Origin of the sequence: uncultured Abiotrophia sp., assembly GCF_963520105.1 — a bacterium.
Classification (GTDB): Bacteria; Bacillota; Bacilli; order Lactobacillales; family Aerococcaceae; genus Abiotrophia.
The window spans coordinates 110473-135517 of record NZ_CAUQPN010000002.1; the positions used below are offsets into that span (position 1 = coordinate 110473).

The following is a 25045-nucleotide window of genomic DNA, read 5'->3' on the forward strand; positions in this document are numbered from 1 at the left end:
GGCATGCGTCACAAAACCCAAAGAGCCCTTGCGCTCAGCGCTATCTTCTGTTTAGCGTTCCCCACACAAATATTACAAGTCTTTTCTCAGGGAGAACAGACCACTGTAAATTATCATTTCGTCAATCAGGCGGATCTTACACCTGAACAACTCCAGCAAGTGGTGAAAGAGAATCCGACTGGTACGGCGACAACAGATGTGGCGGATTATCAATTGGTTTATGAGCAAGATGCAAGCTCAAAACCTCAACCACCTAGTCAATCCGATGAATCTTCAGCATCATCGGAAGAGTCCTCTGAATCTGAGAGTTCGTCCTCTTCAGAGTCCGAGAGCTCCTCTTCCTCAGAATCTGAGTCCTCCAGCTCATCAGATTCCGAGAGTTCCGAATCGTCTAGCTCGTCAGAGTCCGATTCCCAGAGTTCCAGTTCATCAGAATCTTCTTCTGTACCTGGAGACCCAGAACCATCCAAACCGCAAAACCCAGGCTCACTTCCTAAGACGGGTGAGTTGAATGCGGTCATCCTGCAGTGGCTCATTAGTGCACTCCTATTGATTCTAGGGACACTGCTAGCATGGTCTTTCCGTAAGCAAAACGGCTCTTGGAAATTCTGGTTGCTATTAGTTATCGGTTTATCCGGTTTAGGCGCTGGTCGTGGTGCTCTGGCGCAAATGAATTATTTGCGCGCTAGCGAGACCCAGACGGTAACCAAGGGGCAAACTTATCAATATACGCCGCCTAAAATCGATGGCTTCACTTATGTCGGTTATATCCACACAAGCTCTAACAAGCCAAAAGTAGAAGGTACCGTAACAGCTCGTTATCTAACCGAGAAGCAAGACAAATTAGCAGACGATCTCGTAACAACCGGTACCGTGGGAAGTGACTTTACATTAGAAGAGAAAACTTTCCAAGGTTACGAGCTTGCACGTATTGAAGGGAAGATTTCTGGTCAGTACCAAACCGAACCACAAGTCACGACCTTCATCTATACACCAAAAGAATCACAATCCTCAGCTAAGGAATCTGGACGCGTCCAAGTAACTTACGTTGATGAGAAAGACGCTCAGTTGGCAGATCCAGTTACCTTAGAAGGTGAAGTGGATGCAAGTTATACAACTGAGAAGAAAGAAATCACAGGCTATAACTTCTTGCGAGTGGAAGGCCCAGTTACTGGCACCTTCAAGTCCGAAGTTCAGAATGTTAAGTACATCTACCAAGCCATTCCGAAACCACGCGGAACGGTGAATGTTACATACGTAGACGAGCAAGACGCAAAATTGTCCGACCCAGTTACCTTGGAAGGCGAAGTGGACGCAAGTTATACAACTGAGAAGAAAGAAATCACAGGTTATAACTTCTTACGAGTAGAAGGTCCAGAAACTGGCACCTTCAAGACAGAAGTCCAAAACGTTAAGTACATCTACCAAGCAATTCCAAAACCACGTGGAACGGTAAACGTAACTTACGTGGACGAGCAAGACGCAAAATTGGCAGATCCAGTTACCTTAGAAGGTGAAGTGGATGCCGCCTACGCAACTGAGAAGAAAGAAATCACAGGCTACAACTTCTTGCGAGTGGAAGGCCCAGAGACAGGTGCTTTCAAAGTAGAAGCCCAAAACGTCAAGTATATCTACCAAGCAATTCCAAAACCACGCGGAACAGTTCTTGTGACTTACGTAGACGAGCAAGATGCTAAATTGGCAGATTCAGTCACCTTAGAAGGTGAAGTGGACGCAGCCTATACAGCTGAGAAGAAAGAAATTTCAGGTTATAACTTCCTGCGAGCGGATGGTCCAGAGACAGGCACTTTCAAAGCAGAAGTCCAAAACGTTAAGTACATCTATCAAGCCATTCCGAAACCACGCGGAACGGTTAATGTCACTTACGTTGACGAGCAAGACACCAAATTGGCAGATCCGGTCACTTTAGAGGGTGAAGTGGATGCAACTTATGCTACTGAGAAGAAAGAAATCACAGGTTACAACTTCTTACGAGTAGAGGGTCCTGCTACTGGCACCTTCAAGTCCGAAGTTCAGAATGTTAAGTACATCTACCAAGCCATTCCAAAACCACGCGGAACAGTGAATGTGACTTACGTTGACGAGCAAGATGCTAAATTGGCAGATCCAGAAACTTTGGAAGGCGAAGTGGACGCAGCCTACGTGGCCCAGAAGAAAGAAGTATCTGGCTATAACTTCTTGCGAGTGGAAGGCCCAGAGACAGGTACTTTCAAAGTAGAAGCCCAAAACGTCAAGTATATCTACCAAGCCATTCCAAAACCACGTGGAACAGTGAATGTAACTTACGTGGACGAGCAAGACGCCAAATTGGCAGATCCGGTCACTTTAGAAGGTGAAGTGGATGCAACTTATGTTGCTGAAAAGAAAGAAATCACAGGTTACAACTTCCTGCGAGTGGAGGGTCCAGAAACTGGTACCTTCAAGACAGAAGTTCAAAATGTTAAGTACATCTACCAAGTAATTCCAAAACCACGCGGAACAGTGAATGTAACTTACGTGGACGAACAAGACGCAAAATTGTCAGATCCAGTTACCTTGGAAGGCGAAGTGGACGCAGCCTATACAGCCGAGAAGAAAGAAATTTCAGGTTATAACTTCTTACGAGTAGAAGGTCCAGAGACTGGCACTTTCAAATCAGAAGCCCAAAACGTCAAGTATATCTACCAAGCCATTCCGAAACCACGTGGAACAGTTCTTGTGACTTACGTAGACGAGCAAGATGCTAAATTGGCAGATTCAGTCACCTTAGAAGGTGAAGTGGACGCAGCCTATACAGCTGAGAAGAAAGAAATTTCAGGTTATAACTTCCTGCGAGCGGATGGTCCAGAGACAGGCACTTTCAAAGCAGAAGTCCAAAACGTTAAGTACATCTATCAAGCCATTCCGAAACCACGCGGAACGGTTAATGTCACTTACGTTGACGAGCAAGACACCAAATTGGCAGATCCGGTCACTTTAGAGGGTGAAGTGGATGCAACTTATGCTACTGAGAAGAAAGAAATCACAGGTTACAACTTCTTACGAGTAGAGGGTCCTGCTACTGGTACCTTCAAGTCCGAAGTTCAGAACGTTAAGTACATCTATCAAGCCATTCCGAAGCCGCGAGGAACAGTTCTTGTGACTTACGTGGATGAGCAAGATGCGCAAGTAGCAGATCCGGTCACTTTAGAAGGCGAAGTGGATACGGCCTATACAACTGAGAAGAAAGAAATCACAGGTTACAACTTCTTACGAGTAGAGGGTCCTGCTACTGGTACCTTCAAGTCCGAAGTTCAGAACGTTAAGTACATCTATCAAGCCATTCCGAAGCCGCGAGGAACAGTTCTTGTGACTTACGTGGATGAGCAAGATGCGCAAGTAGCAGATCCTGAGACTTTGGAAGGTGAAGTGGACGCAGCCTACACGGCGCAGAAGAAGGAAGTAACAGGTTATAACTTCCTACGCGTAGACGGCTCAGAGACCGGAACCTTCAAGGCTGAGATCCAAAAAGTTAAGTACATCTACCAAGCCACTCCGAAGCCGCGAGGAACAGTGAATGTCACTTACGTAGACGAGCAAGATGCGCAAGTAGCAGATCCAGAAACTTTGGAGGGCGAAGTGGACGCAGCCTACACGGCGCAGAAGAAGGAAGTATCTGGTTATAACTTCTTGCGAGTAGAGGGCCCAGAAACAGGCACCTTCAAGACAGAAGCCCAAAACGTCAAGTACATCTACCAAGCCATTCCGAAGCCGCGAGGAACAGTGAATGTCACTTACGTAGACGAGCAAGATGAGCAAGTAGCAAATCCAGAAACTTTGGAGGGCGAAGTGGATGCAGCCTACACGGCCCAGAAGAAAGAAGTATCTGGCTATAACTTCTTGCGAGTGGAGGGTTCAGAGACTGGCACCTTCAAGATAGAAGTTCAGAATGTCAAGTACATCTACCAAGCAATTCCAAAACCACGCGGAACAGTGAATGTGACTTACGTAGACGAGCAAGACGCTCAGTTGGCAGATCCAGTTACCTTAGAAGGTGAAGTGGATGCAAGTTATACAACTGAGAAGAAAGAAATCACAGGCTATAACTTCTTACGAGTAGAAGGTCCAGAGACTGGCACTTTCAAAGCAGAAGTCCAAAACGTTAAGTACATCTACCAAGCAATTCCAAAACCGCGAGGAACAGTAAACGTAACTTACGTTGACGAGCAAGACGCCAAATTGGCAGATCCAGAAACTCTGGAAGGCGAAGTAGACGCAGCCTACACGACCCAGAAGAAAGAAGTAGCAGGCTACAACTTCTTGCGAGTGGAGGGCCCAGAAACAGGCACCTTCAAGACAGAAGCCCAAAACGTCAAGTATATCTACCAAGCCATTCCGAAACCACGCGGCACAGTGAATGTGACTTACGTTGACGAGCAAGACGCCAAATTGGCAGATCCAGTTACCTTAGAAGGTGAAGTGGATGCAAGTTATACAACTGAGAAGAAAGAAATCACAGGCTACAACTTCTTACGAGTAGAGGGTCCTGCTACTGGTACCTTCAAGACAGAAGTCCAAAACGTGAAATATATTTACCAAGCCATTCCGAAGCCGCGAGGAACAGTCAACGTAACCTACGTTGACGATCAGGACGCTAAGTTGGCAGATCCAGTTACCTTAGAAGGTGAAGTGGATGCAAGTTATGCAACTGAGAAGAAAGAAATCACAGGTTACAACTTCCTACAAGTAGAAGGCCCAGCGACTGGCACCTTCAAGACAGAAGTTCAGAATGTTAAGTACATCTATCAAGCTATTCCGAAGCCACGTGGTACAGTTAATGTCACCTACGTAGACGAGCAAGATGCGCAAGTAGCAGATCCTGAGACTTTGGAAGGTGAAGTAGACGCAGCCTACACGGCGCAGAAGAAGGAAGTAACAGGTTATAACTTCCTACGCGTAGACGGCTCAGAGACCGGAACCTTCAAGGCTGAAATCCAAAAAGTTAAGTACATCTACCAAGCCATTCCAAAACCACGCGGAACAGTCAATGTCTTATATGTGGACGAAGCGGATCAGCCTGTGGCTGATGCCGAGACCTTAGAAGGCGAAGTAGACACTGCCTATACAGCTACTCAGAAAGAAGTGAGAGAATATAACTTCTTGAGAGTTGAGGGAGATCGCCAAGGGACATTCGCAACGGAAGCCAAGACCGTTAAGTTTGTCTATCAACCAGCCAATTTACCGCCAAATAATGGTGCAGTAAATGTCCGCTATGTTGATGAGACAAACGATGATTTGCTTCCTCCAGTGGATATGGCAGGGTTACTGGGAGATAGCTACCAGACTGAAGAGAAGGCAGTTGAAGGCTATCGTCTATCTTATGTGTCTGGGGAGACCCAAGGGACCTATGCTAGCCAAAAACATTATGTCACCTATGTCTATGCTAGTCCTCGAACCAAGGCTCGAGGGAAAGTCGTTGTACGATATAAGACCGTCAAGGGTGAAACCCTACATCCTGATGTCGTGACAACAGGATATGTGGGGACTGATGCCCCGATCGAAATCAAAAAATTTGAAAACTACTTCTATCAAGGGTGGGAAGGATATCCTCCTCGTGTCACTTACCAAGAAGGGACACAGGTCGTCATTCTCTTATACTCAACTAAAGAATATAAGAAGGAAGAAAGTGGCTGGGGGTATGCGAATGCAAAGTATGTCGATGAAAATGGCAAAGAGCTTAAGCCAAGTGTCTATACTGATGGACGACCAGGCGCATCCTATGAATTCGATACATTAGATATTGAAAACTATATTCTCATTCGTACCGAGGGTGAGAAAAAAGGGAAGTATATCTCAGGCCAGACTCAAAGGGTGGACTTTGTTTATCGCCGGATTGCAAGAGTCGTGACCTCTAAAGTAATTGTTTATTACCGCAACGAGGCTGATGTTGATTTAGGACCAGCTGAAGAAATCAAAGGGGCCGTTGGTGATTACTATACTACCACTCAGAAACACTTCGCAAATCATCGTTTTACTAGAGTTGACGGTGAAACAGAGGGGCAAATAACCGAAGAGCCTCAGAAGGTTATCTACTATTATGAAAGACTTCGAGGAGATTTGACTGTCAAGTATGAAGATGAAGCGGGTGAAGAACTTGCACAGCCGAAGTATCTGACAGACTATGTGGGACTACCTTATCAAGAAAAGGCGAGAAGCTTTGACAACTATGAACTCGTTCGAGTTGATGGGCCAGAGATGGGCTTCTATACAGAAGAGGCACAAACGATTACCTATGTCTATCGGAAGTCAATTGGCTATGTTAAGGTGAATTACCAAGATACGGATGGGCATAGCATTTGGCCAAGCATTAATCTCTCTGGTCAGGTAGATACTGCCTATAGCACAGAGAAAAAGGAAATCGAAGGTTATGTCTTCGATCATGTCGATGGTGCTGAGACAGGTAACTATAGCCTAGAAACTCAGACGGTGACTTATGTCTATCGCAAAGGCACTGACCAGGAGTTGCCAGGGATTGTGCGGGTACGTTATCAGGATGACCAAGGAATGCTACTCATCCCGGAAATTGTGATGAAAGGCGAGCTGGGTAAGAACTACTATACTCGTCAAAAAGAATTCAACAATTACGTATTCGTCCAAGTTAACGGTGAAGAATTCGGCCAGTATAGTGAGCAAGAACAAGTGGTTACTTATATTTATAGAGTAGTGAATATCACTAAAGATAAAGAAGGCACTTTGATTGTGCGTTATGTGGATGAGGCTAACGAAGACTTAGCCCCACCAATTCGTAGCTATAAACCTTTTGGCACACCATATCAGACAGAGCAGAAGCAGTTTGATAACTTTACTTTCCTCACGGTTCTAGGGAATACGACCGGGACTTATCAACTAGAAGATCAGGTTGTCACTTATGTCTATCGCTCTGTTTATCCAGATCCGGGTAAGGTAATCGTAGATTATGTAGATGACAGAGGGAATTATCTAGCCGAGCGTGTCATCTTACATGGGGCGGTCGGGACGCAATATGTGACGGAGAAGAAGAATATTGAATACTATCGATATGTCGGTGTCCAAGGAGAGGTAACAGGTAAATATGCTGGCTATGAAAAACACGTCATCTACTATTATCAAGCAACGGCCCCAGGACTGGAGTTATTTGGAAAAGTAGGAAATACTCTCCGAGAAGATCCTCGGCAAACAGATAGACAGTTTACTATCTCGGGGACAGTGGGAATGCCTATTTCTACTTTGATACCTCGGAATCCTTATCCTGACCTCTATGATTTCCTAGGTCATGACGTGAACTATGACAACTTGAGGTCTCAACCTAGTGTATTTGAAATTAGAAATTCTAGAGATGGGCGTGGGGAAGTAGAGGTTTACTACCGTCGTCGGATTCTGCCAGGGATCATCCGAGTTAACTTCTTGGACGAGGCTGGCGAAAAGCTCGAAGTTAGTGAGATACACGATGGTTTAGTTGGGGAAACATATGATCTAAGTTCCAAGCACTATATCTCCAAGGGCGACAAAAAATACGAGCTTGCTAGTGATGAAAGTGAGTTCAAAGGTCAATTTGAAGACAGTCCAAAAGTTGTCAATTTGAGATATAAACGAACTACCGCAACCGTCACCTTGAAGTATGTAGATGAGGCAGGACAAGACCTTGACCAATATGTTGCTGAATATCAGAAACATATTGAAGTACCTATGGGAGTAGAGACTACCATCCGACCAGCGGATCTTTCTCAACAACAGTATGCTCTGAAGAGAACAGGACAGTCTTTGTTTGCTACTTTCAATGAAGATACCACCATCACCCTAACTTATCGACATTTCGACAAGTTCCATACAGCAACAGCGCGCTATGTCGATGAAGAAGGGCATGAGATTGGAAGCGAAACGGTGAAAGGGCATGCTGAGACCCCTTACTACTTAGTGCCTAATCCTGTTCCTGGCTATGTCTACAGCCACACTCAAGGACAAGCGTCTGGCTTCTTAGAGGCGGAAGAAACGATTGTAACCTTCGTCTATAATTCTAATCCTAAGCATCGAGTTATCGTGCGATACATTAATGACAAAACGGGAGAGGTTATAAAATTAATCGAGCATGTAGCATTAGAGGGTAAGCCTTTCAGGTCTGAATTTGAACCTGCCATTCGTGAAGAAGGGGAGTTTAATGCAGATAATTATCGGATGGTACGAAAAAACACCAATTATGCTTACCATACCTTTAGTAGCGAAGATCCTGAGACAGTCTATATCGATTACTACTACAATCCAATTCATCGAGTGACAAAAACTGTTAAACATGTAACCGTGTCAGGTGAAGAGTTGGCGCAAACAAGGACAGATAGGGTAGAGGTTGGAACAGAGTATGAGAAGGAAACTCAGGGTGACTTTCCTGACTATGAACTGACGTCCGTTCCAGAGAATGCCCAGGGCACGGTACCTGATCATGACTTTGAAATAGTCTTTGTCTATCGCCGAGTAACGAAGCTGTACATTGAATACTATAACGATGATTCTATCGAAGGCTTCCCAGTGCGAGTTCATCTAGAGGAACGTACCGTCACCCAAGGTGAGCCATACACGGTAACACCTGAAGAGAATTTATGGAGCTGGCTTGTGTACGACTACAGTGATGATCCGCTATCTGGGACAGTTGGCGATAAACCAATCGTCGTAAAATTACATTACCGAGTTCCAAGTTATGAAGAGAAGACGGTTATCACCTTGCGGCATGTCACGGAGGATGGCCAGGAGATTCACGAGCCAACGACTTTAAGTGCGTGGCCAAATCGTTACGTCATTCCAAAACCAGTGACGGTTGCTAACTACAAGTATAGCTACCTACGCAAGAATGGGGAGACGCTAGACGGTATTAATGTCTATGAAGAAGCGGAGACTTACGAGTTGGTTTACACCAGAGAAGAGACGGTCGTGCCAGTGATGCCAGCGGAGGCTGCCAATCAGGCTTCGTCAGTATCGAGTGCTCAGGGAACAGAATCAACAGCTAGTCGCAAAGATGAGACGCATGACTAAGCATGCACATATACATACCTAAGTTGGTCCCTGATTCACTAGGACCAGAATAGGGTATATATAATAGAAGGAAACGTGTGAGTTTCGCCAGATATAGGCGATTCTCACGCGTTTTTCTTATGTTAGGGAAGGGACAGATGTTATCGATTTGTAATGACATTTCGATTTTATGAGATAGAGAGGAAATGAAACTTTTCTTTTGTGATTGAGTGTGATAAAATAGTCTTGGTATAGTAATATACACAATATCAAGCGTTAAGAAAGTCAGGGCATATGTAGCGGTAGGCCTGGCTTTTGTAGCGTGAGAGAGGGGAAGCAAAGTGAAAAAGCAGAAGCTAGCGAACTTGCTAATCGCACTCTTATTAGTGCTGCAAGTTTTTATTAGCCCGCTATCTACCTTTGCGCAAGAAGCGAATGCTGGTGTAGCAACACCTGCTACTGAGCAAACGCAAGAAGCCAAAGAGACAGGGGGACAAGAAGCTGATGGTGGGCAAGCGGCCCAGCCGGCAGCAGAGGAGGATCGGGCGGCTAAGCCCAATGCGGATGGTCAAGACTCAGGGAAAACTGATGAAGCTGAGGCAACTCAGCACTATCCACAAGCGCCGATTCAAGAAGCGCAATATACCATGACAACGGACTTCAAGATTAATAACAACCCAGTCCAAAACCCTGGTAAATATGGGGAAGGGAAATTCTACATTATCCCAACCTATAAATTTGCGGATAACGCTACACTCCAAAATGGCGACACCTTGACCTATACAGTGCCAAGTGTCTTCCGAGTGGAACAAAGTGGTCCGGTTGAAATTAAAGCGGGGGACAATGTCACAACTGTTGCATCTTTAACAACTAACCCAGCGAATAATACAGCCACCATCACAATCACCAACGCAGAGTACTATGCTCATCTGAATGAGAACAAATCATTGACAGCACTCTTCACGGCGGTATGGGCTGATAGCACACCTAAGAACATCGAGCAGACTTTCGATTTGCCAGGTGCTGGCGAATACAAGTTAATGCGTATCGTACCTGACGTAGACCCAACGGGTTATACTAAATGGGGGAACCAAGACCGGGACAACCCTGAGTTGGTTAACTGGCGTATTCGTATTAACCGTTATGCTAAACCAGGTATAGTCAACGCTATGGTGAGAGATACGATTCCAGAGGGTCAAGAAGTTGTACCTGATTCATTTAGTGGTTACTACTTTACTGACTGGGAAGCGGCTCAAAACGGTGGGACAGCCGGTGGCCGTGTGGCTTATACGGGCGGCGAAGTTAACATTGAAGATGACAACCACTTCACCATTACGCCAAGCAATGGTGGGAGCCTAGATGGGCGTGGTTTGTTAATCATCTTCCAAACCCGTATCACTGCGCCTGTTGACTTAGTAACTAAAAAAGTCTTCAACAATTATACATTTACTTCCGCTACACATAGTGAAGACGTTAATGGTTTTGCTGCCTTGACTACCACTGATGGGGTCGGGACAGGGGCTCGTCCTGATGAGATTATCTTTGAAGTGAACAAGACATTGAATGGACGTTCATTGAATCAAGGTGAGTTCAGCTTTGAATTAGTTGACAGTAGCAATCAGGTAGTAGCAACTGCTACTAACGATGAGAACGGTGTTGTTAAGTTTAAGAAGATGAAGTTCCGTACAGCGGGGAACTTTACTTATAAGATTCGCGAAGTTAACAACAACTTGCCAGGTGTTACCTATGACAAGAACATCATTACAGCGACTGTTACGGTAACCGATAATGGTGGGGCTAAGACTGCAGCCGTTACCTATACTAAGCCTGGCTTTACCAACACTTATAAGGCAGCTTCAGTCACTAAGGTCTTGAAGGCAACTAAAGCCTTGGTAGGTGCTAACCTAGTAGACGACCAATTCACTTTCGAGTTGGTAAACAAGGAAACAGGTCAAGTTGCCCAAACTGCTAAGAGCAAGGCAGACGGGACCGTAACCTTCCCAGCTGAAACCTATACAGCTGTAGGTAACTACACTTACATTATTCGTGAGAAGAATGACGGCGCTAAGGGTTATACCTATGATACTAAGGCTCCAGAAGTAACCGTAGCAGTTACTGACAACGGCCAAGGTCAATTGGTAGCGACTGAAACTTATGCTACTCCAGCTGAGTTTACTAACAACTACCAAGCTTTATCAACGACTGCAGCCTTCAGCTTCACTAAGAAGTTGACCGGTCGTGCTCAAAAGGCTGGCGAGTTCAGTTTCGACTTGACTGCGCCAGAAGCAAAAGACAACCAAACTAAAGCAACTGCGGATGAGAACGGGACCGTTAATTTCGATCCAATTACTTATACGCAAGCAGGTGTCTATGAATACACTGTTAAAGAACAAAATGGTAAGCTTGGTGGGATTACTTACGATGAGAAGGCCTACAAGGTTAAAGTTACTGTCACAGATAAGGCAGGTCAATTAGAAGCTACGGTAGAATACCCAGATGGGCAAGAAATTTCTAACACTTACCAAGCAGCGTCAGTAAGCAAAGTCTTGAAAGCTAGCAAGGCGCTGACAGGTGCTAACTTAGCAGATGACCAATTCACCTTCGAGTTGGTTAACAAAGCTACTGACCAAGTAGTTCAAACCGCTAAGAATAAGGCAGACGGGACTGTAACCTTCCCAGCTGAAACTTATACAGAAGTAGGTAACCACACTTACATCATCCGTGAGAAGAATGATGGTTCTAAGGGTTATACCTATGACGATAAGACGGTTGAAGTAACGGTAGCAGTTACCGACAACGGCCAAGGTCAATTAGTGGCAACTGAGACTTACGCTACACCAGCTGAGTTCTCTAACAACTACCAAGCTTTATCAACGACTGCAAGCTTCAGCTTCACTAAGAAGTTGACTGGTCGTGCACAAGTAGCGGGTGAGTTTAGCTTTGACTTAACTGCTCCAGAAGCAAAAGACAACCAAACTAAAGCAACTGCGGATGAGAACGGGACCGTTAATTTCGACCCAATCACTTATACGCAAACAGGCGTCTATGAATACACTGTTAAAGAACAAAATGGTAAGCTTGGTGGGGTCACTTATGACGATAAGACTTACCGCATTAAAGTTACTGTCACAGATAAGGCAGGTCAATTAGAAGCTGCGGTAGAATACCCAGATGGTCAAGAGATTACTAACGTTTACCAAGCGGGATCAGTAAGCAAAGTCTTAAAGGCAACTAAAGCCTTGACTGGTAAAAACTTAGCAGATGACCAATTCACTTTCGAGTTGGTTAACAAGGAAACAGGTCAAGTTGCCCAAACTGCTAAGAGCAAGGCAGACGGGACTGTAACCTTCCCAGCTGAAACCTATACAGCTGTAGGTAACTACACTTACATTATTCGTGAGAAGAATGACGGCGCTAAGGGTTATACCTATGATACTAAGGCTCCAGAAGTAACCGTAGCAGTTACTGACAACGGCCAAGGTCAATTGGTAGCGACTGAAACTTATGCTACTCCAGCTGAGTTTACTAACAACTACCAAGCTTTATCAACGACTGCAGCCTTCAGCTTCACTAAGAAGTTGACCGGTCGTGCTCAAAAGGCTGGCGAGTTCAGTTTCGACTTGACTGCGCCAGAAGCAAAAGACAACCAAACTAAAGCAACTGCGGATGAGAACGGGACCGTTAATTTCGATCCAATTACTTATACGCAAGCAGGTGTCTATGAATACACTGTTAAAGAACAAAATGGTAAGCTTGGTGGGATTACTTACGATGAGAAGGCCTACAAGGTTAAAGTTACTGTCACAGATAAGGCAGGTCAATTAGAAGCTACGGTAGAATACCCAGATGGGCAAGAAATTTCTAACACTTACCAAGCAGCGTCAGTAAGCAAAGTCTTGAAAGCTAGCAAGGCGCTGACAGGTGCTAACTTAGCAGATGACCAATTCACCTTCGAGTTGGTTAACAAAGCTACTGACCAAGTAGTTCAAACCGCTAAGAATAAGGCAGACGGGACTGTAACCTTCCCAGCTGAAACTTATACAGAAGTAGGGAACCACACTTACATTATTCGTGAGAAGAATGATGGTTCTAAGGGTTATACCTATGACGGTAAGAATGTTGAAGTTACCGTAGCGGTAACTGACAACGGCCAAGGGGAATTGGTAGCAACTGAAACTTATGCTACGCCAGCTTCGTTTACTAACAACTATCAAGCTTTATCAACAAGTGCAGCTATTAGTGTGACAAAAGCCTTAACTGGCCGTCCACAAAAGGCAGGCGAATTCAGCTTCGACTTAATCGAAGAAGGAGCTACAAGTGCAGCGCAAACTAAAGTCAACGCTGAGAACGGTAGTGTAGCCTTCGACGCGATTACTTACACCAAACCAGGTACTTATAAGTACACGGTTAAGGAGCAAGCGGGGAATGTTGCTGGGGTGACTTACAGCACTCAAGTATTGAACGTAACCGTAAAAGTAACTGACAATGCCGGCCAATTAGAAGCTACGGTAGAATACCCAGACGGGCAAACCATTACCAATGCTTATAAAGCAGCCGCTGCTGATGTCACCATCAAAGCTAAGAAAGTCTTGAAAGGTAAAGCGTTAGTAGCTAATGCCTTCACCTTCGAATTAGTAGATGCTTCAACCAACAAAGTTGTTGACACTGCTAAGAACGATGCAAATGGGGATGTTACCTTCAAGGCACAAAGTCTCTCAAGCGCTGGTGCCTACACTTACTCTGTTCGTGAAAAACTAGACGCTAATGATAAAGGGATGACCTATGACTCAAGCAATATCTTGGTACACGTCCGTGTAACAGATAACCTTGCGGGTCAATTAGAAGCAACTGTAACGCCAGATAAGGAATTAACATTCACCAACAGCTACAAGCCATTGGATCAAAATGTTACCCTTATGGCAACTAAACGCATGGAAGGTCGCGCGCTTCAAGCTAACGAATTTAACTTCGTCTTGAAAGACGCTGACGGCAAAGAACTACAACGTGTCGCTAACGATGCGACAGGTAAGGTAAGCTTTGAACCAATTACTTATTCAGCAGTTGGGACTTACACTTACACTATCGCAGAAGTTTCAGGCGATGCTAAAGGTGTTACTTATGACGCTAAAGAAGTGAAAGTAACTGTTGAGGTCAAAGACGACAATGGCCAATTAGTAGCGACACCAAGCTATGAACAAGAGCCAGTCTTTACTAACCGTTACGCAGCAGCTTCAACCAAGCAAGCATTAAGCGTTAAGAAAGTTTTAGAAGGTCGTGCTTTAGAAGCAGGCGAGTTCGAGTTCGAATTATTAGACGAACAAGGCACTAAGTTGGCAAGTGCTAAGAACGACGCAGAGGGCAATGTAACCTTCGAAGAACAAACTTATAGCAAAGTAGGGACTAGAAAGTATCGTATTCAAGAAGTGAATAACGGCTTGAAGAACGTTACTTACGATACCAAAGTAGTAGAAGCAACTGTTGAAGTGGTTGATAACCAAGCACAATTAACCCCTTCAGTTACTTACACTCACGATGCTACCTTCACTAACACCTATAAGGCAGTAGATCCAGGGCAACCAAGCTTCAGCGTAGACGCTATGAAAGAATTGGAAGGCCGTGAAATGAAGGCAGATGAATTCCAATTCAATCTCCTCGATTCAAATGGCAACCTGGTTGCTACCGCTAAAAACGATGCATCAGGTAAGATTCATTTGGAACATACCATCACAAACCCAAGTGAAGGTACCTTTACTTACAAAGTCGTAGAAAAAGACTTGGGCGACAAAGAAATCACTTATGACAAAACTGTTCATGAGGTTTCTGTAACTGTAAGTAAGGACAGCGAAGGCAAGTTCCAAGCAAAAGTGGATAGTGCCAAATCTATTGTCTTTAAGAACACTTACAAACCAGTGAAAGAAGAGAAAAAATTACCTAAGACCGGTGAAGCTGAAGTTGTTTGGTTGACTGCTTTGGCTAGCATGATGGTAATGGGCGCAATTGCAGTTCTCCTTCTTGACAAAAAAGCAAGATCTTAGGCTACTTTATTAGTAGTTGGCAAAGCCTAAAGTATGCAGAAAAGCCCCAGAGTTTATAAACTCTGGGGCTTTTCTCTATCAAAAAAAGAGGCTGAATGGTAGAATTCAGCCTCTTTGTCCTAGGGAGCATTAAGTAGCGGCTAGCTCCCTAGCCAGATCCTATAAAAAATAGGATGGACGACTATTACTATATTATCCAGAAAATAGTAGGCCGTCAGAGTTATTTTCTAAATATAGAGGGGAAGTCTAATTTGAAAATAAATCAGTAAGCTCTAGGAAAATTACTAATTATCCTAGCGGAGGTCCGACCTCCAGACTATAGTATACAATATTCATCTGAAATTGTCACTACAAAAAAACGATATTATGGGCTTTTTTGGGCAAATGACTGGTCAAATCCAATCAATAGTATCAATAATTAGCAAAAATTATCTTCAATTAAGTTTGGAAATTAGGTGTTAAACTTGATTCCACTAAAAGAACTGTACAAATAGCAAGTGGTGTGATATACTATATATGGTATTAAATTGCCGATATCCAGAAAATTAGGGTGCTATTTAGTAGCGCAAAAGATAGTGGCACCCGAAACTAAGGAGGGGAAATTTTTATGGATAAGCGTAAGTTTTTTAACTTGCTTATTTCACTCTTAATGGTTCTGAGCATTTTTGTCGGACCGATCAATGCATTAGCTCAAGAAGCGCCTGCAGGCGCAGAGCCAGCGACAGCGGCACCCGCGGTTGCATCAGAATCAAGTACTAGTGACAACGCAGGTGGGGTAGCAGCACCAGCAAGTCCTAGTGAGAACCAGCCGGCAGCTAATCCAGAAGCAGCCGCAACATCAGCCAGTCAAGCGGCGCAGTTGGTATCAACTGAGTTCTTGATTAATAACAACCCAGTTGTGGATGGGGCTAAGTATGGTGAGGGTAAATTCTATATTAAGCCAACTTACCAAATTCCGGATTCAGCAACAGTAAAAAATGGTGATACTTTTGTCTACCAAGTGCCAGCACAATTGGCGGTAGAGAAAACTGAACCAAAAGAAATTAAAGCAGCTAACGGTACGACAGTTGCTACGTTGACTACTGATCCAGCTACTAACACCGCAACTATTACAATCACTAACGAAGCCTACTATCGCTTCATGAACGAAAGTCGTACTGTCAGTGCTTTGTTCACAGCAGTATGGGCTGAATCTGTTGCGGTTGATGAGACAGTAACTATGACGTTACCTGGCGCCGGCTCTTATACACTTACCCGTATTGTACCGATGGAAGATTCCACTGGGTACTTCAAGTGGGGCGTTCAAGATAAAGACGACCCAAGCATGATCAGATGGCAAGTGTTGGTTAACCGTTTGGCCGCTAAGGACGTAACGGGCGTAAGCATTGCTGACACTATTCCAGAAGGTCAAGAATTAGTTGGCGAAGTAACAGGTTACTACTTTACTGAATGGGGTAAGGAAGAAGGTCACCCAGCCCTTGATAGTGCAGGTGTCAAAGTAACAGACAAAAACCACTTCGCGGTTACGCCAGAAAATGGTGATTTGAGTGGTCGTGGCTTGTACTTGCGTTATTCTACAAAATTAACAAGTCCAGTTGACAACGCAACTAAAAAAGTATTCAACGCTATCGTTGTAAAAACTGCTAAAGAAGTTCATAATGTTGAGGGATTTGCTCCACTAACCACTACTGAGGGTGGCGCATCAGCTAGCCGTTCAGACGAAGTGATTTTCAAAGTGACCAAGAAATTAGATGGCCGTGCTTTGAAAGCTGGCGAATTCCAATTCCAATTAATCAACACAGCTGATAACTCAGTTGTTCAAACTGTAAGTAACGATGCTCAAGGCAATGTAACTTTTGCTAAAGTGAAATTTTCTCAAGCTGGCGACTTTGTTTACAAAATTAAAGAAGTAAACAATGCTGTCCCAGGTGTTACTTACGATGAAGCAGAGCTAACTGCCAACGTTAAAGTAGTAGACGAGAACGGTGAGAAGAAAGCAACTGTTACCTATGATCAAGCTCAGTTTGCTAACAGCTATAAAGCTGCTAAAACTAGCCAAGAAATCGTAGTGAAGAAGCAATTAGAAGGCCGTGCACTTAAGGCAGATGAGTTCGAGTTCCAATTGCAAGATGCACAAGGTAAAGTATTACAAACCGTGAAGAATGCCCAAGATGGAACTGTTAAGTTCGCTTCAGTTGAATTCGAACAAGCCGGCACTTACAACTATAAAGTTGTAGAAAAAGCAGGTAGCGATGAAACCGTAACCTACGATACCAAAGCGGTTGATGTAGTGGTAACTGTTGTGGACAATGGCGCAGGCCAATTAGAAGCAAGCGCTAGTTACACTAACCAAGCGACCTTTGTTAACAAAGCAGCGACTAACTTACCAAACTCTTCTGACCCTGCACCTGCTGCAGTTGACTTCACAGTAGCAGCTAAGAAAGTATTAGTTGGTCGTCAACTAAAAGATAAAGAGTTCAAATTTGAATTAGTAGACAGCATGGGCAAAGTTTTAGCAACTGCAAGCAATGACGCTTCAGGTGCGATTAGCTTAACTTCTTCTTATGCACAAGAAGGGACCTATAAGTTAACCGTACGCGAAGTTGCTGGGCAAGATTCAGCTATCAGCTACGACAAGACTAAGTTCAACGTAACGGTTGCTGTAACGAAGGATGCTAATGGCAAGCTTAAAGCAGAAGTTGCGACAGAGAAGGAACTTGTATTCTACAATGCCTTCAATGCTAAGAATCCATCTTTACCAAGCACTGGTGAAATGAACTTCATCTGGTTGGCTCTTGTCTTAGCCTTAATTTCTGCAGTATTACTCTTGGCTAACAAGCCACATCATGTAGACTAATTTAGTTTTACACCTCAAAAATAGACTGGTGCTAGCCTCTGGCTGGCGCCAGTTTTTTTCTATCTTGTGCACCTTGCTTAACAAGTTTGCCATTCCTACTGTCAGGGGCCTACAATTATGTTATAATAGAAGTAATTTGAAGAAATAGAAAGGGGCACTCATTCGTGACCACGCAAAAACCTACCTATTATATTACAACGCCGATCTACTACCCAAGTGGTAAGTTACATATCGGGAACTCCTATTCCACCCTAGCCTGCGACGCTATGACGCGCTATAAGCGTCTACAAGGCTTCGATGCTTTCTTCCTAACTGGGACCGATGAGCACGGTCAGAAGATTGAACGGACAGCTGAGGGTCTAGGCGTAAGTCCTAAGCAATACGTCGACGAGATGGCCGACATCATTAAGAAGCTTTGGGCTCTATTAGATATTGACTATTCTCACTTTATCCGGACTACGGATGACTACCATGAGAAGGCAGTGCAAGATGCCTTTGAGCAACTCTTGGCCCAAGATGACATCTATCTAGGCGAGTATAGTGGTTGGTATTCCGTCAGTGACGAAGAATTCTTCACCGAGAGTCAATTGGTTGAAGTTTACCGCGATGCAGATGGGAATGTGACCGGTGGGATTGCCCCAACTGGTAACGAAGTAACCTTAGTCAAGGAAGAGTCCTATTTCTTCCGTATGAGCAAGTATGCAGACCGTCTGGTGCAATACTATGAAGATCACGCTGACTTCTTGGAGCCTGCCTTCCGTAAGACCGAAATGATTAACAACTTCATTAAGCCTGGCTTGGAAGATTTGGCGGTATCTCGGACTACCTTCACCTGGGGTGTGCCAGTTAAGTCCAATCCAAAGCATGTCATCTATGTCTGGATTGATGCACTCTTAAACTATATTACGGCTTTAGGTTACGGTTCCGACGATACTAGCCGCTACAACAAGTACTGGCCAGCAGATGCCCATGTCATCGGTAAGGATATTTCCCGTTTCCACATGATTTACTGGCCAACCATTCTCATGGCCCTGGGCTTACCATTGCCTAAGAAGATTTTCGCTCACGGCTGGTACCTCATGAAGGAAGGGAAGATGTCAAAGTCTAAGGGGAATGTCATCTACCCAGAGACTTTAGTTGAACGCTATGGCTTAGATGCTACTCGTTTCTATCTCTTGCATGAAATGGGTGTTGGTAACGACGCGGTCTTCACGCCAGAAGGCTTTGTCCAATTAGTCAACTCCGAATTAGCCAATGACTTGGGGAACCTACTCAACCGGACGGTTGCTATGATGAATAAGTATTTCCAAGGCCAAGTGCCAACCGAAGACTTAGAGGCGACAGCTGTAGATGCCGACTATGATGCTTATGTTAAGGAGCAAATGGCGGCCTACTATCAAGCTATGGATGCTATGAGCCTGAGCGCGGCCTTGAGCCATGTTATGGCCATTGTGTCCCGAACCAACAAGTACATCGATGAAACCATGCCTTGGGTCTTGGTGAAAGAAGAAGCGACCCTGGGTCAACTACGGTCTGTCATGAACCATTTAGCAGAGGCTTTACGCCTTGTGGCCCATCTGTCACGTCCATTCATGACCCAAGCGCCAGCTAAGATTTTCGAGCAATTAGGTTTGGGCGACCAAATGGATTTAGACTTCACGCAATTAGTCTATGGGGCCTTCCCAGCAGGTGCAAGCGTAGTGGCTAAGGGGACTCCAATCTTCCCACGCTTGGATGCAGAGGCAGAAGTGACCTATATTCAGGAAGCCATGGCAGCTGGCAAGCCAGGTGCTAGCCAAGCTAAGGTTGACGACCCTAACTGGGATCCAGAAGCGACTGAGTTAGTGCACCGTGAAGTGGCCGAAGCCGAATTCGATGACTTCTTGAAGATTGAAATGAAGGTGGCAGAGGTCCTGGATGTTCAACTAGTCAAGGGCTCTAATAAGCTATTACGCTTCCGCCTGGATGCAGGTGATAAGGGCCACCGCCAAATTCTGTCCGGGATTGCTAAATTCTATCCAAATCCGGAAGAATTAATCGGCCGTAAGGTCTGCATCGTCTCTAACCTCAAGCCGCGTAAGATGATGGGCTATGTCAGCCAGGGCATGATTCTGTCCTCTGAACAGGACGGCCAACTCCATCTCTTAGCAGCAGATCCAAATGCAGCAAATGGCGCTTGGATTGGCTAGACGAGGTGACCAAGATGCCTTTATTTGATACGCACACGCACTTGAACGCCCAGCAATTTGCGGGCCAGGAGGCAGATTATATTGCCCGAGCCCTAGCGGCGGACGTGGGCTATCTAGCAGTGGTGGGATTTGATGATCCCACCATTGAGCGTAGTTTGGCCTTAAGTGCGGCCTACGATAACATTATTTCGGTAGTGGGTTGGCATCCGACTGAGGCCCACACCTACAATGACCAGGTGGAGCGTCGCCTGGAAGAATGGCTAGAATTGACTAAGGTTAAGATGCTAGGCGAGATTGGCTTGGACTACTATTGGGATACTGCCCCTTGGGATGTGCAAGCCCAGGTCTTCCGGCGCCAGATTGCCATTGCCAAGTCACACGGTCTGCCCATTACCATTCATAATCGTGATGCAACCGAAGACACCTACCGCATACTCAAGCAAGAAGGTCTGCCGGCTGCGGGTGGCATTATGCATAGCTTTGGTGGGACAGCTGAAGAAGCCATGCGTTTTGTAGACCTTGGCATGCATATTAGCTTCAGTGGGGTCTTGACCTTTAAAAAATCCGAGGCAGTTCGTCAAGCAGCGGCCCTAGTGCCGGCAGAGCGTCTCTTGGTTGAGACCGATGCCCCTTATCTGGCGCCAGTGCCTAAGCGTGGCAAGCAAAATGAGCCAGCCTATGTCCGCTATGTGGCGGAGTGCCTGGCCCAGGTGCGAGACATGAGTCTGGAAGAGCTAGCCAAATTAACAACGGGCAATGCCTGCCGTCTCTTCCGGTGGTGGCCTGAGGGGTGGGACCAATGAGTCAAGCCATGCCCCAAGAGGTTATTGTGGTCGAAGGGCGCGATGATACCAAACGCCTGATTGAGACCTTTGGCCCAACGATCAAAACCATTGAGACGGGCGGCTCTGCCCTAGAAGCGCCGGTCTTGGCACAAATTGTAGAAGCTGCTAGGACCCATGGCATTATCGTCTTGACGGACCCCGACTACCAAGGTGAGCGTCTCAGACGACTGGTGACCCAGGCGGTGCCAAGCGCTAAGCAAGCCCATATTAGTCGGACGGCTGCCTTTGGTGGCCAAGGCAAGAGCCTGGGGGTGGAACATGCGAGTCCCCAAGAGATTCGTCAAGCCCTAAATCAGGTTATGACGCCGGCTGAGGGAGACTTAGTGGCTTTAATTCCCATGGGCAGCCTGGCCCAGTGGGGGCTGACCGCAGGTCCGGGCTCCAAGGCGCGTCGTCAGGCCGTCAGTCAGCACTTTAATTTAGGTTATACCAACGCCAAGCAATTGCAGCGCCAACTGCAACGCTATGGCATCGACCAGGCTGGCTTGGGTGAATTCGTCCAAGTCCTAGATCAAGCCCAAGGAGGGACCCGAGAATGAGAGAATTCCGGCCAATTGCGACGCCGACCCGTACGGTTGAGATCATGCGTCGCTTCGATATTCAAATGAAAAAGAGTCTGGGTCAGAACTTTCTAATCGAGCCCCGGATGTTAGAGAAGATGATTGAAGCTGGCCAAGTCGATGCAGATACCACAGTCATCGAGATTGGCCCTGGCATTGGTGCCTTGACCCAATACCTGGCTCACCATGCTAAGCAAGTCTTGGCCTTCGAGATTGACCAGCGTTTTGTGGGCATCCTGCAGGAAACCCTAGCAGACTGTGATAATGTCCAAGTGGTCCATCAAGATATCCTGTCTGTGGATTTCGCTAGCCCAGAATATGCCTGGCTACACGACCAGTCCCGACTGGTCGTGGTGGCAAATCTTCCTTATTATATAACCACGCCTATCATCATGCGCCTGATTGAGAGCAATCTGCCCTTCCAGTCCTTAGTCATGATGATGCAAAAGGAAGTCGCAGAGCGGATGACGGCGGCTGTGGGCACCAAGGCCTATGGTTCACTGTCAGTGGCCATTCAATTGGATATGGAAAGCGAGATTGCCTTCATTGTACCTAAGAATGTCTTTATCCCTAAGCCAAATGTGGATTCTGCCGTGCTCAAGTTGACTCGCCGGCCAGCGCCCTTGGTCCAAGTTAGCGATAAGGAAGCCTTTCAAGCCTTTGTCCAAGCAGGCTTCAAGCAACGCCGCAAGACCTTATGGAACAACCTCAAGTCGGCCTATGTGCCAGACCTGCTCAGTGAAGACAGCTTGCGTCAGGTCTTCGACCAGGCGGGCATTGAGCCTAATCGCCGAGCTGAGAGCCTCAGCCTTATGGATTTTGCTGACTTAGAGGCCGCCTTTGAGGCTCATAAGGCTAAAAATTAGCAAAAGGCGAACGTTGTCAGCTTTTTTCAGGATAAGTTGCCGACCTTTCCTAGGTTAGTCTACCTAACTGTGTTATAATAGTAGGAAAGAGGTGAGGCTTATGCCAAAAGAAATTGCCGAGATTAAATCCCTCATGGATCAAAATATCGGCGAAAAAGTAATTATCACCGTCCAACTCGGTCGTAACAAGAAGCGTACGCGCCGAGGCGTCCTGAAAGAAACCTATCGTTCTGTCTTCGTTGTTGATTTAGAGCAAGAGGCCAACACCCTAGCGTGTGTCTCCTATAGCTACTGCGATGTTCTGACCAAGGCCATCGACGTAGATTTTGCGGAATAGCCATTATTATTTTTAGCCAAGTGCTCCTGAGAGGGACTTGGCTATTTTTGTGTCCAAAAGGCCAAAAAATCGGACGAAACATCACCTAAAAAGTGAAGTGTTATCGACCGGGTAACAGAGAAATCGTCATCATCCGACATGAAAACGAAAACATGCAAAAAGGCCAAAAAAACTTGAGAAAAGCCTTGATTTACAAGTGTTCCTACGCTATAATAATGATTGTGCCTTAATGGGTACCAGTGTGCCCATCGCAGGACATGCCCCCTCTTAGAGGCGGGAAAGACAGCTATGAAGCGAGAGGTTGCGACACACCCGGGCGCTTTGCCACGGGCGGGTGAGGTTGGAAATTCTTGTGGAGCAAGTCATTTTATCAAAATTGACGAAGGAGGAAATCTAAATGGCAAACAAAAAAATTCGGATTCGCTTGAAGGCTTACGAGCATCGTGCATTGGATTTAGCAGCAAGCAAAATCGTAGAATCAGCACAAAGAACAGGAGCGAAGACAGCGGGGCCAATCCCACTGCCAACTGAGCGTTCTTTATATACCGTGATTCGTGCGACTCACAAATACAAAGACTCTCGCGAACAATTCGAAATGCGTACACACAAACGTTTAATCGACATCTTAGAACCAACTAACAAAACAGTTGATGCTTTGATGAAATTAGACTTACCTAGTGGTGTAGACGTAGAAATCAAATTATAATTTTAGAAAAATGGAGGTGTACTCATGACCAAAGGAATCTTAGGTAAAAAAGTAGGGATGACTCAATTCTTCACTGAGAACGGTGAATTGGTACCTGTAACTGTTATCGAAGCTACTCCAAACGTGGTATTACAAGTTAAAACCATGGAAAACGATGGCTACGAAGCGGTTCAATTAGGCTTCCAAGACTTGCGTGAAGTATTGTCAAACAAACCTGCTAAAGGTCATGTAGCAAAAGCAAATGCTACTCCTAAGCGCTTCATTCGCGAGTTCCGCGAAGTTGAGCTTGGAGAATATCAAGTAGGACAAGAAATCACAGTGGAAACTTTCGCAGCTGGCGACATCGTCGATGTGACGGGTACATCCAAGGGTAAAGGATTCCAAGGTGCGATCAAGCGTCATGGCCAATCACGTGGTCCAATGGCTCACGGTTCTCGTTACCACCGTCGTCCAGGTTCGATGGGTGGGGCTTCGTTCCCATCACGCGTCTTCAAGGGTAAAGGCCTTCCAGGTCAAACCGGTGGCGAACGCGTAACCATCCAAAACTTGGAAGTTGTAGCGGTTGACGTAGAAAACAACGTAATCTTGATCAAGGGTAATGTCCCAGGTGCCAAGAAATCACTCGTTGAAATCAAACAAGCAATTAAAACAGTTAAATAATTCGAGGAAGGAGGAACGAGTAAATGACAAAAGTAAGTTTATTTAAACAAGACGGTTCACAAATCGGCGAAATCGAATTGAACGCAGCTGTATTTGGGGTTGAACCTAACGAAGACGTGATCTTCGACGCAGTAATCATGCAACGTGCATCTTTACGTCAAGGGACTCACGCGGTGAAGAACCGTTCCGCTGTACGCGGTGGTGGCCGTAAGCCATGGAGACAAAAAGGGACTGGCCGTGCACGTCAAGGTTCTATCCGTTCACCACAATGGGTTGGTGGGGGTACCGTATTTGGTCCAACACCTCGTTCATACAGTTATAAATTACCAAAGAAAGTACGCCGCTTAGCGTTACAATCTGTATTATCTCAGAAAGTATTAGAAGGCAAGTTAGTAGTTGTTGATGAACTCAGCTTTGCAGCTCCATCAACTAAGGAATTCAAGTCAGTATTGAACAACCTTAAAGTAGATGCGAAAACTCTCTTAGTATTAGAAGGGACTAACGCCAACGCTTACTTCTCAGCACGTAACTTAGCTAACGTGAAAGTGATCGACGAAGGCAACGTGAACGTATTAGACGTTGTAAACTACGACACACTTGTCATCACTAAAGCAGCACTTTCAACCGTAGAGGAGGCTTTAGCATAATGCAATTATCAGAAGTAGTATTACGCCCAGTCATCACTGAACAATCAGTTGCTGGTTTAGACGAGAAAAAATACACGTTCGAAGTAGACCGTCGTGCTAACAAAACTCACATCAAACAAGCGGTTGAAGCAATGTTTGAAGGGGTTAAAGTTAAGAAAGTTAACACGATCAACGTTGACGGCAAAGCAAAACGCATGGGCCGTTACGCTGGTTTCACTCGTAAGTACAAGAAAGCAGTCGTAACCTTGACTGCTGAATCAAAAGACATCGAATTATTCGCTAACGAAGCTGAATAATCACCTAGAAAATGAGTAAGTAGGAGGGA

Annotated in this window: 12 protein-coding genes; all 12 read left to right on the forward strand. The window is 45.4% G+C overall.

All coding sequences use genetic code 11. The features are described 5' to 3' along the window. Nucleotides 1-3 precede the first annotated feature (3 nt). The 12 genes from RWO08_RS03680 (at nt 4) to rplW (ending at nt 25016) form a co-directional block, all read left to right on the forward strand. On the forward strand, nt 4-9039 hold the full coding sequence (locus tag RWO08_RS03680; protein WP_314211257.1) for a MucBP domain-containing protein: 9036 nt from the start codon (nt 4-6) through the stop codon (nt 9037-9039). A 320-nt stretch (nt 9040-9359) separates the two neighbouring features. Next, the gene (locus RWO08_RS03685; RefSeq protein WP_314211258.1) at nt 9360-15053 is read left to right on the forward strand and encodes a Spy0128 family protein; all 5694 of its coding nucleotides are present in this window, start codon (nt 9360-9362) and stop codon (nt 15051-15053) included. Between the two features lie 607 nt (nt 15054-15660). Next, the gene (locus tag RWO08_RS03690) at nt 15661-17910 is read left to right on the forward strand and encodes a Spy0128 family protein (protein WP_314211259.1); all 2250 of its coding nucleotides are present in this window, start codon (nt 15661-15663) and stop codon (nt 17908-17910) included. A 164-nt stretch (nt 17911-18074) separates the two neighbouring features. Next, entirely contained in the window at nt 18075-20099 is a 2025-nt protein-coding gene (gene metG / locus RWO08_RS03695) for a methionine--tRNA ligase (RefSeq protein WP_314211260.1), read from the forward strand. A gap of 14 nt (nt 20100-20113) precedes the next feature. After that, entirely contained in the window at nt 20114-20902 is a 789-nt protein-coding gene (locus RWO08_RS03700) for a TatD family hydrolase (RefSeq protein ID WP_306486758.1), read from the forward strand. Beyond that, nucleotides 20899-21483 carry a ribonuclease M5 gene (gene rnmV / locus RWO08_RS03705; protein WP_306486759.1) on the forward strand — a complete coding sequence of 195 codons (585 nt, stop codon included), beginning with the start codon at nt 20899-20901 and terminating at the stop codon, nt 21481-21483. Before RWO08_RS03700 ends, rnmV begins: the two co-directional genes overlap by 4 nt. Then, on the forward strand, nt 21480-22370 hold the full coding sequence (gene rsmA / locus RWO08_RS03710) for a 16S rRNA (adenine(1518)-N(6)/adenine(1519)-N(6))-dimethyltransferase RsmA (protein ID WP_291429181.1): 891 nt from the start codon (nt 21480-21482) through the stop codon (nt 22368-22370). Before rnmV ends, rsmA begins: the two co-directional genes overlap by 4 nt. Before the next feature lie 100 nt (nt 22371-22470). Continuing rightward, the gene (locus RWO08_RS03715) at nt 22471-22707 is read left to right on the forward strand and encodes a Veg family protein (protein ID WP_070756164.1); all 237 of its coding nucleotides are present in this window, start codon (nt 22471-22473) and stop codon (nt 22705-22707) included. A gap of 397 nt (nt 22708-23104) precedes the next feature. Further along, the gene (gene rpsJ / locus RWO08_RS03720; RefSeq protein ID WP_023391485.1) at nt 23105-23413 is read left to right on the forward strand and encodes a 30S ribosomal protein S10; all 309 of its coding nucleotides are present in this window, start codon (nt 23105-23107) and stop codon (nt 23411-23413) included. A gap of 24 nt (nt 23414-23437) precedes the next feature. Then, nucleotides 23438-24073 (forward strand): 50S ribosomal protein L3, encoded by a 636-nt coding sequence (gene rplC, locus RWO08_RS03725; RefSeq protein WP_023391484.1) that lies wholly within the window; start codon nt 23438-23440, stop codon nt 24071-24073. A gap of 23 nt (nt 24074-24096) precedes the next feature. Continuing rightward, the gene (gene rplD / locus RWO08_RS03730; protein WP_023391483.1) at nt 24097-24720 is read left to right on the forward strand and encodes a 50S ribosomal protein L4; all 624 of its coding nucleotides are present in this window, start codon (nt 24097-24099) and stop codon (nt 24718-24720) included. Beyond that, nucleotides 24720-25016: a 50S ribosomal protein L23 gene (rplW, locus tag RWO08_RS03735; RefSeq protein WP_023391482.1), complete on the forward strand. Its 297-nt coding sequence runs from the start codon at nt 24720-24722 to the stop codon at nt 25014-25016. The genes rplD and rplW overlap by 1 nt, the downstream gene beginning before the upstream one ends. Nucleotides 25017-25045: the final 29 nt, after the last annotated feature.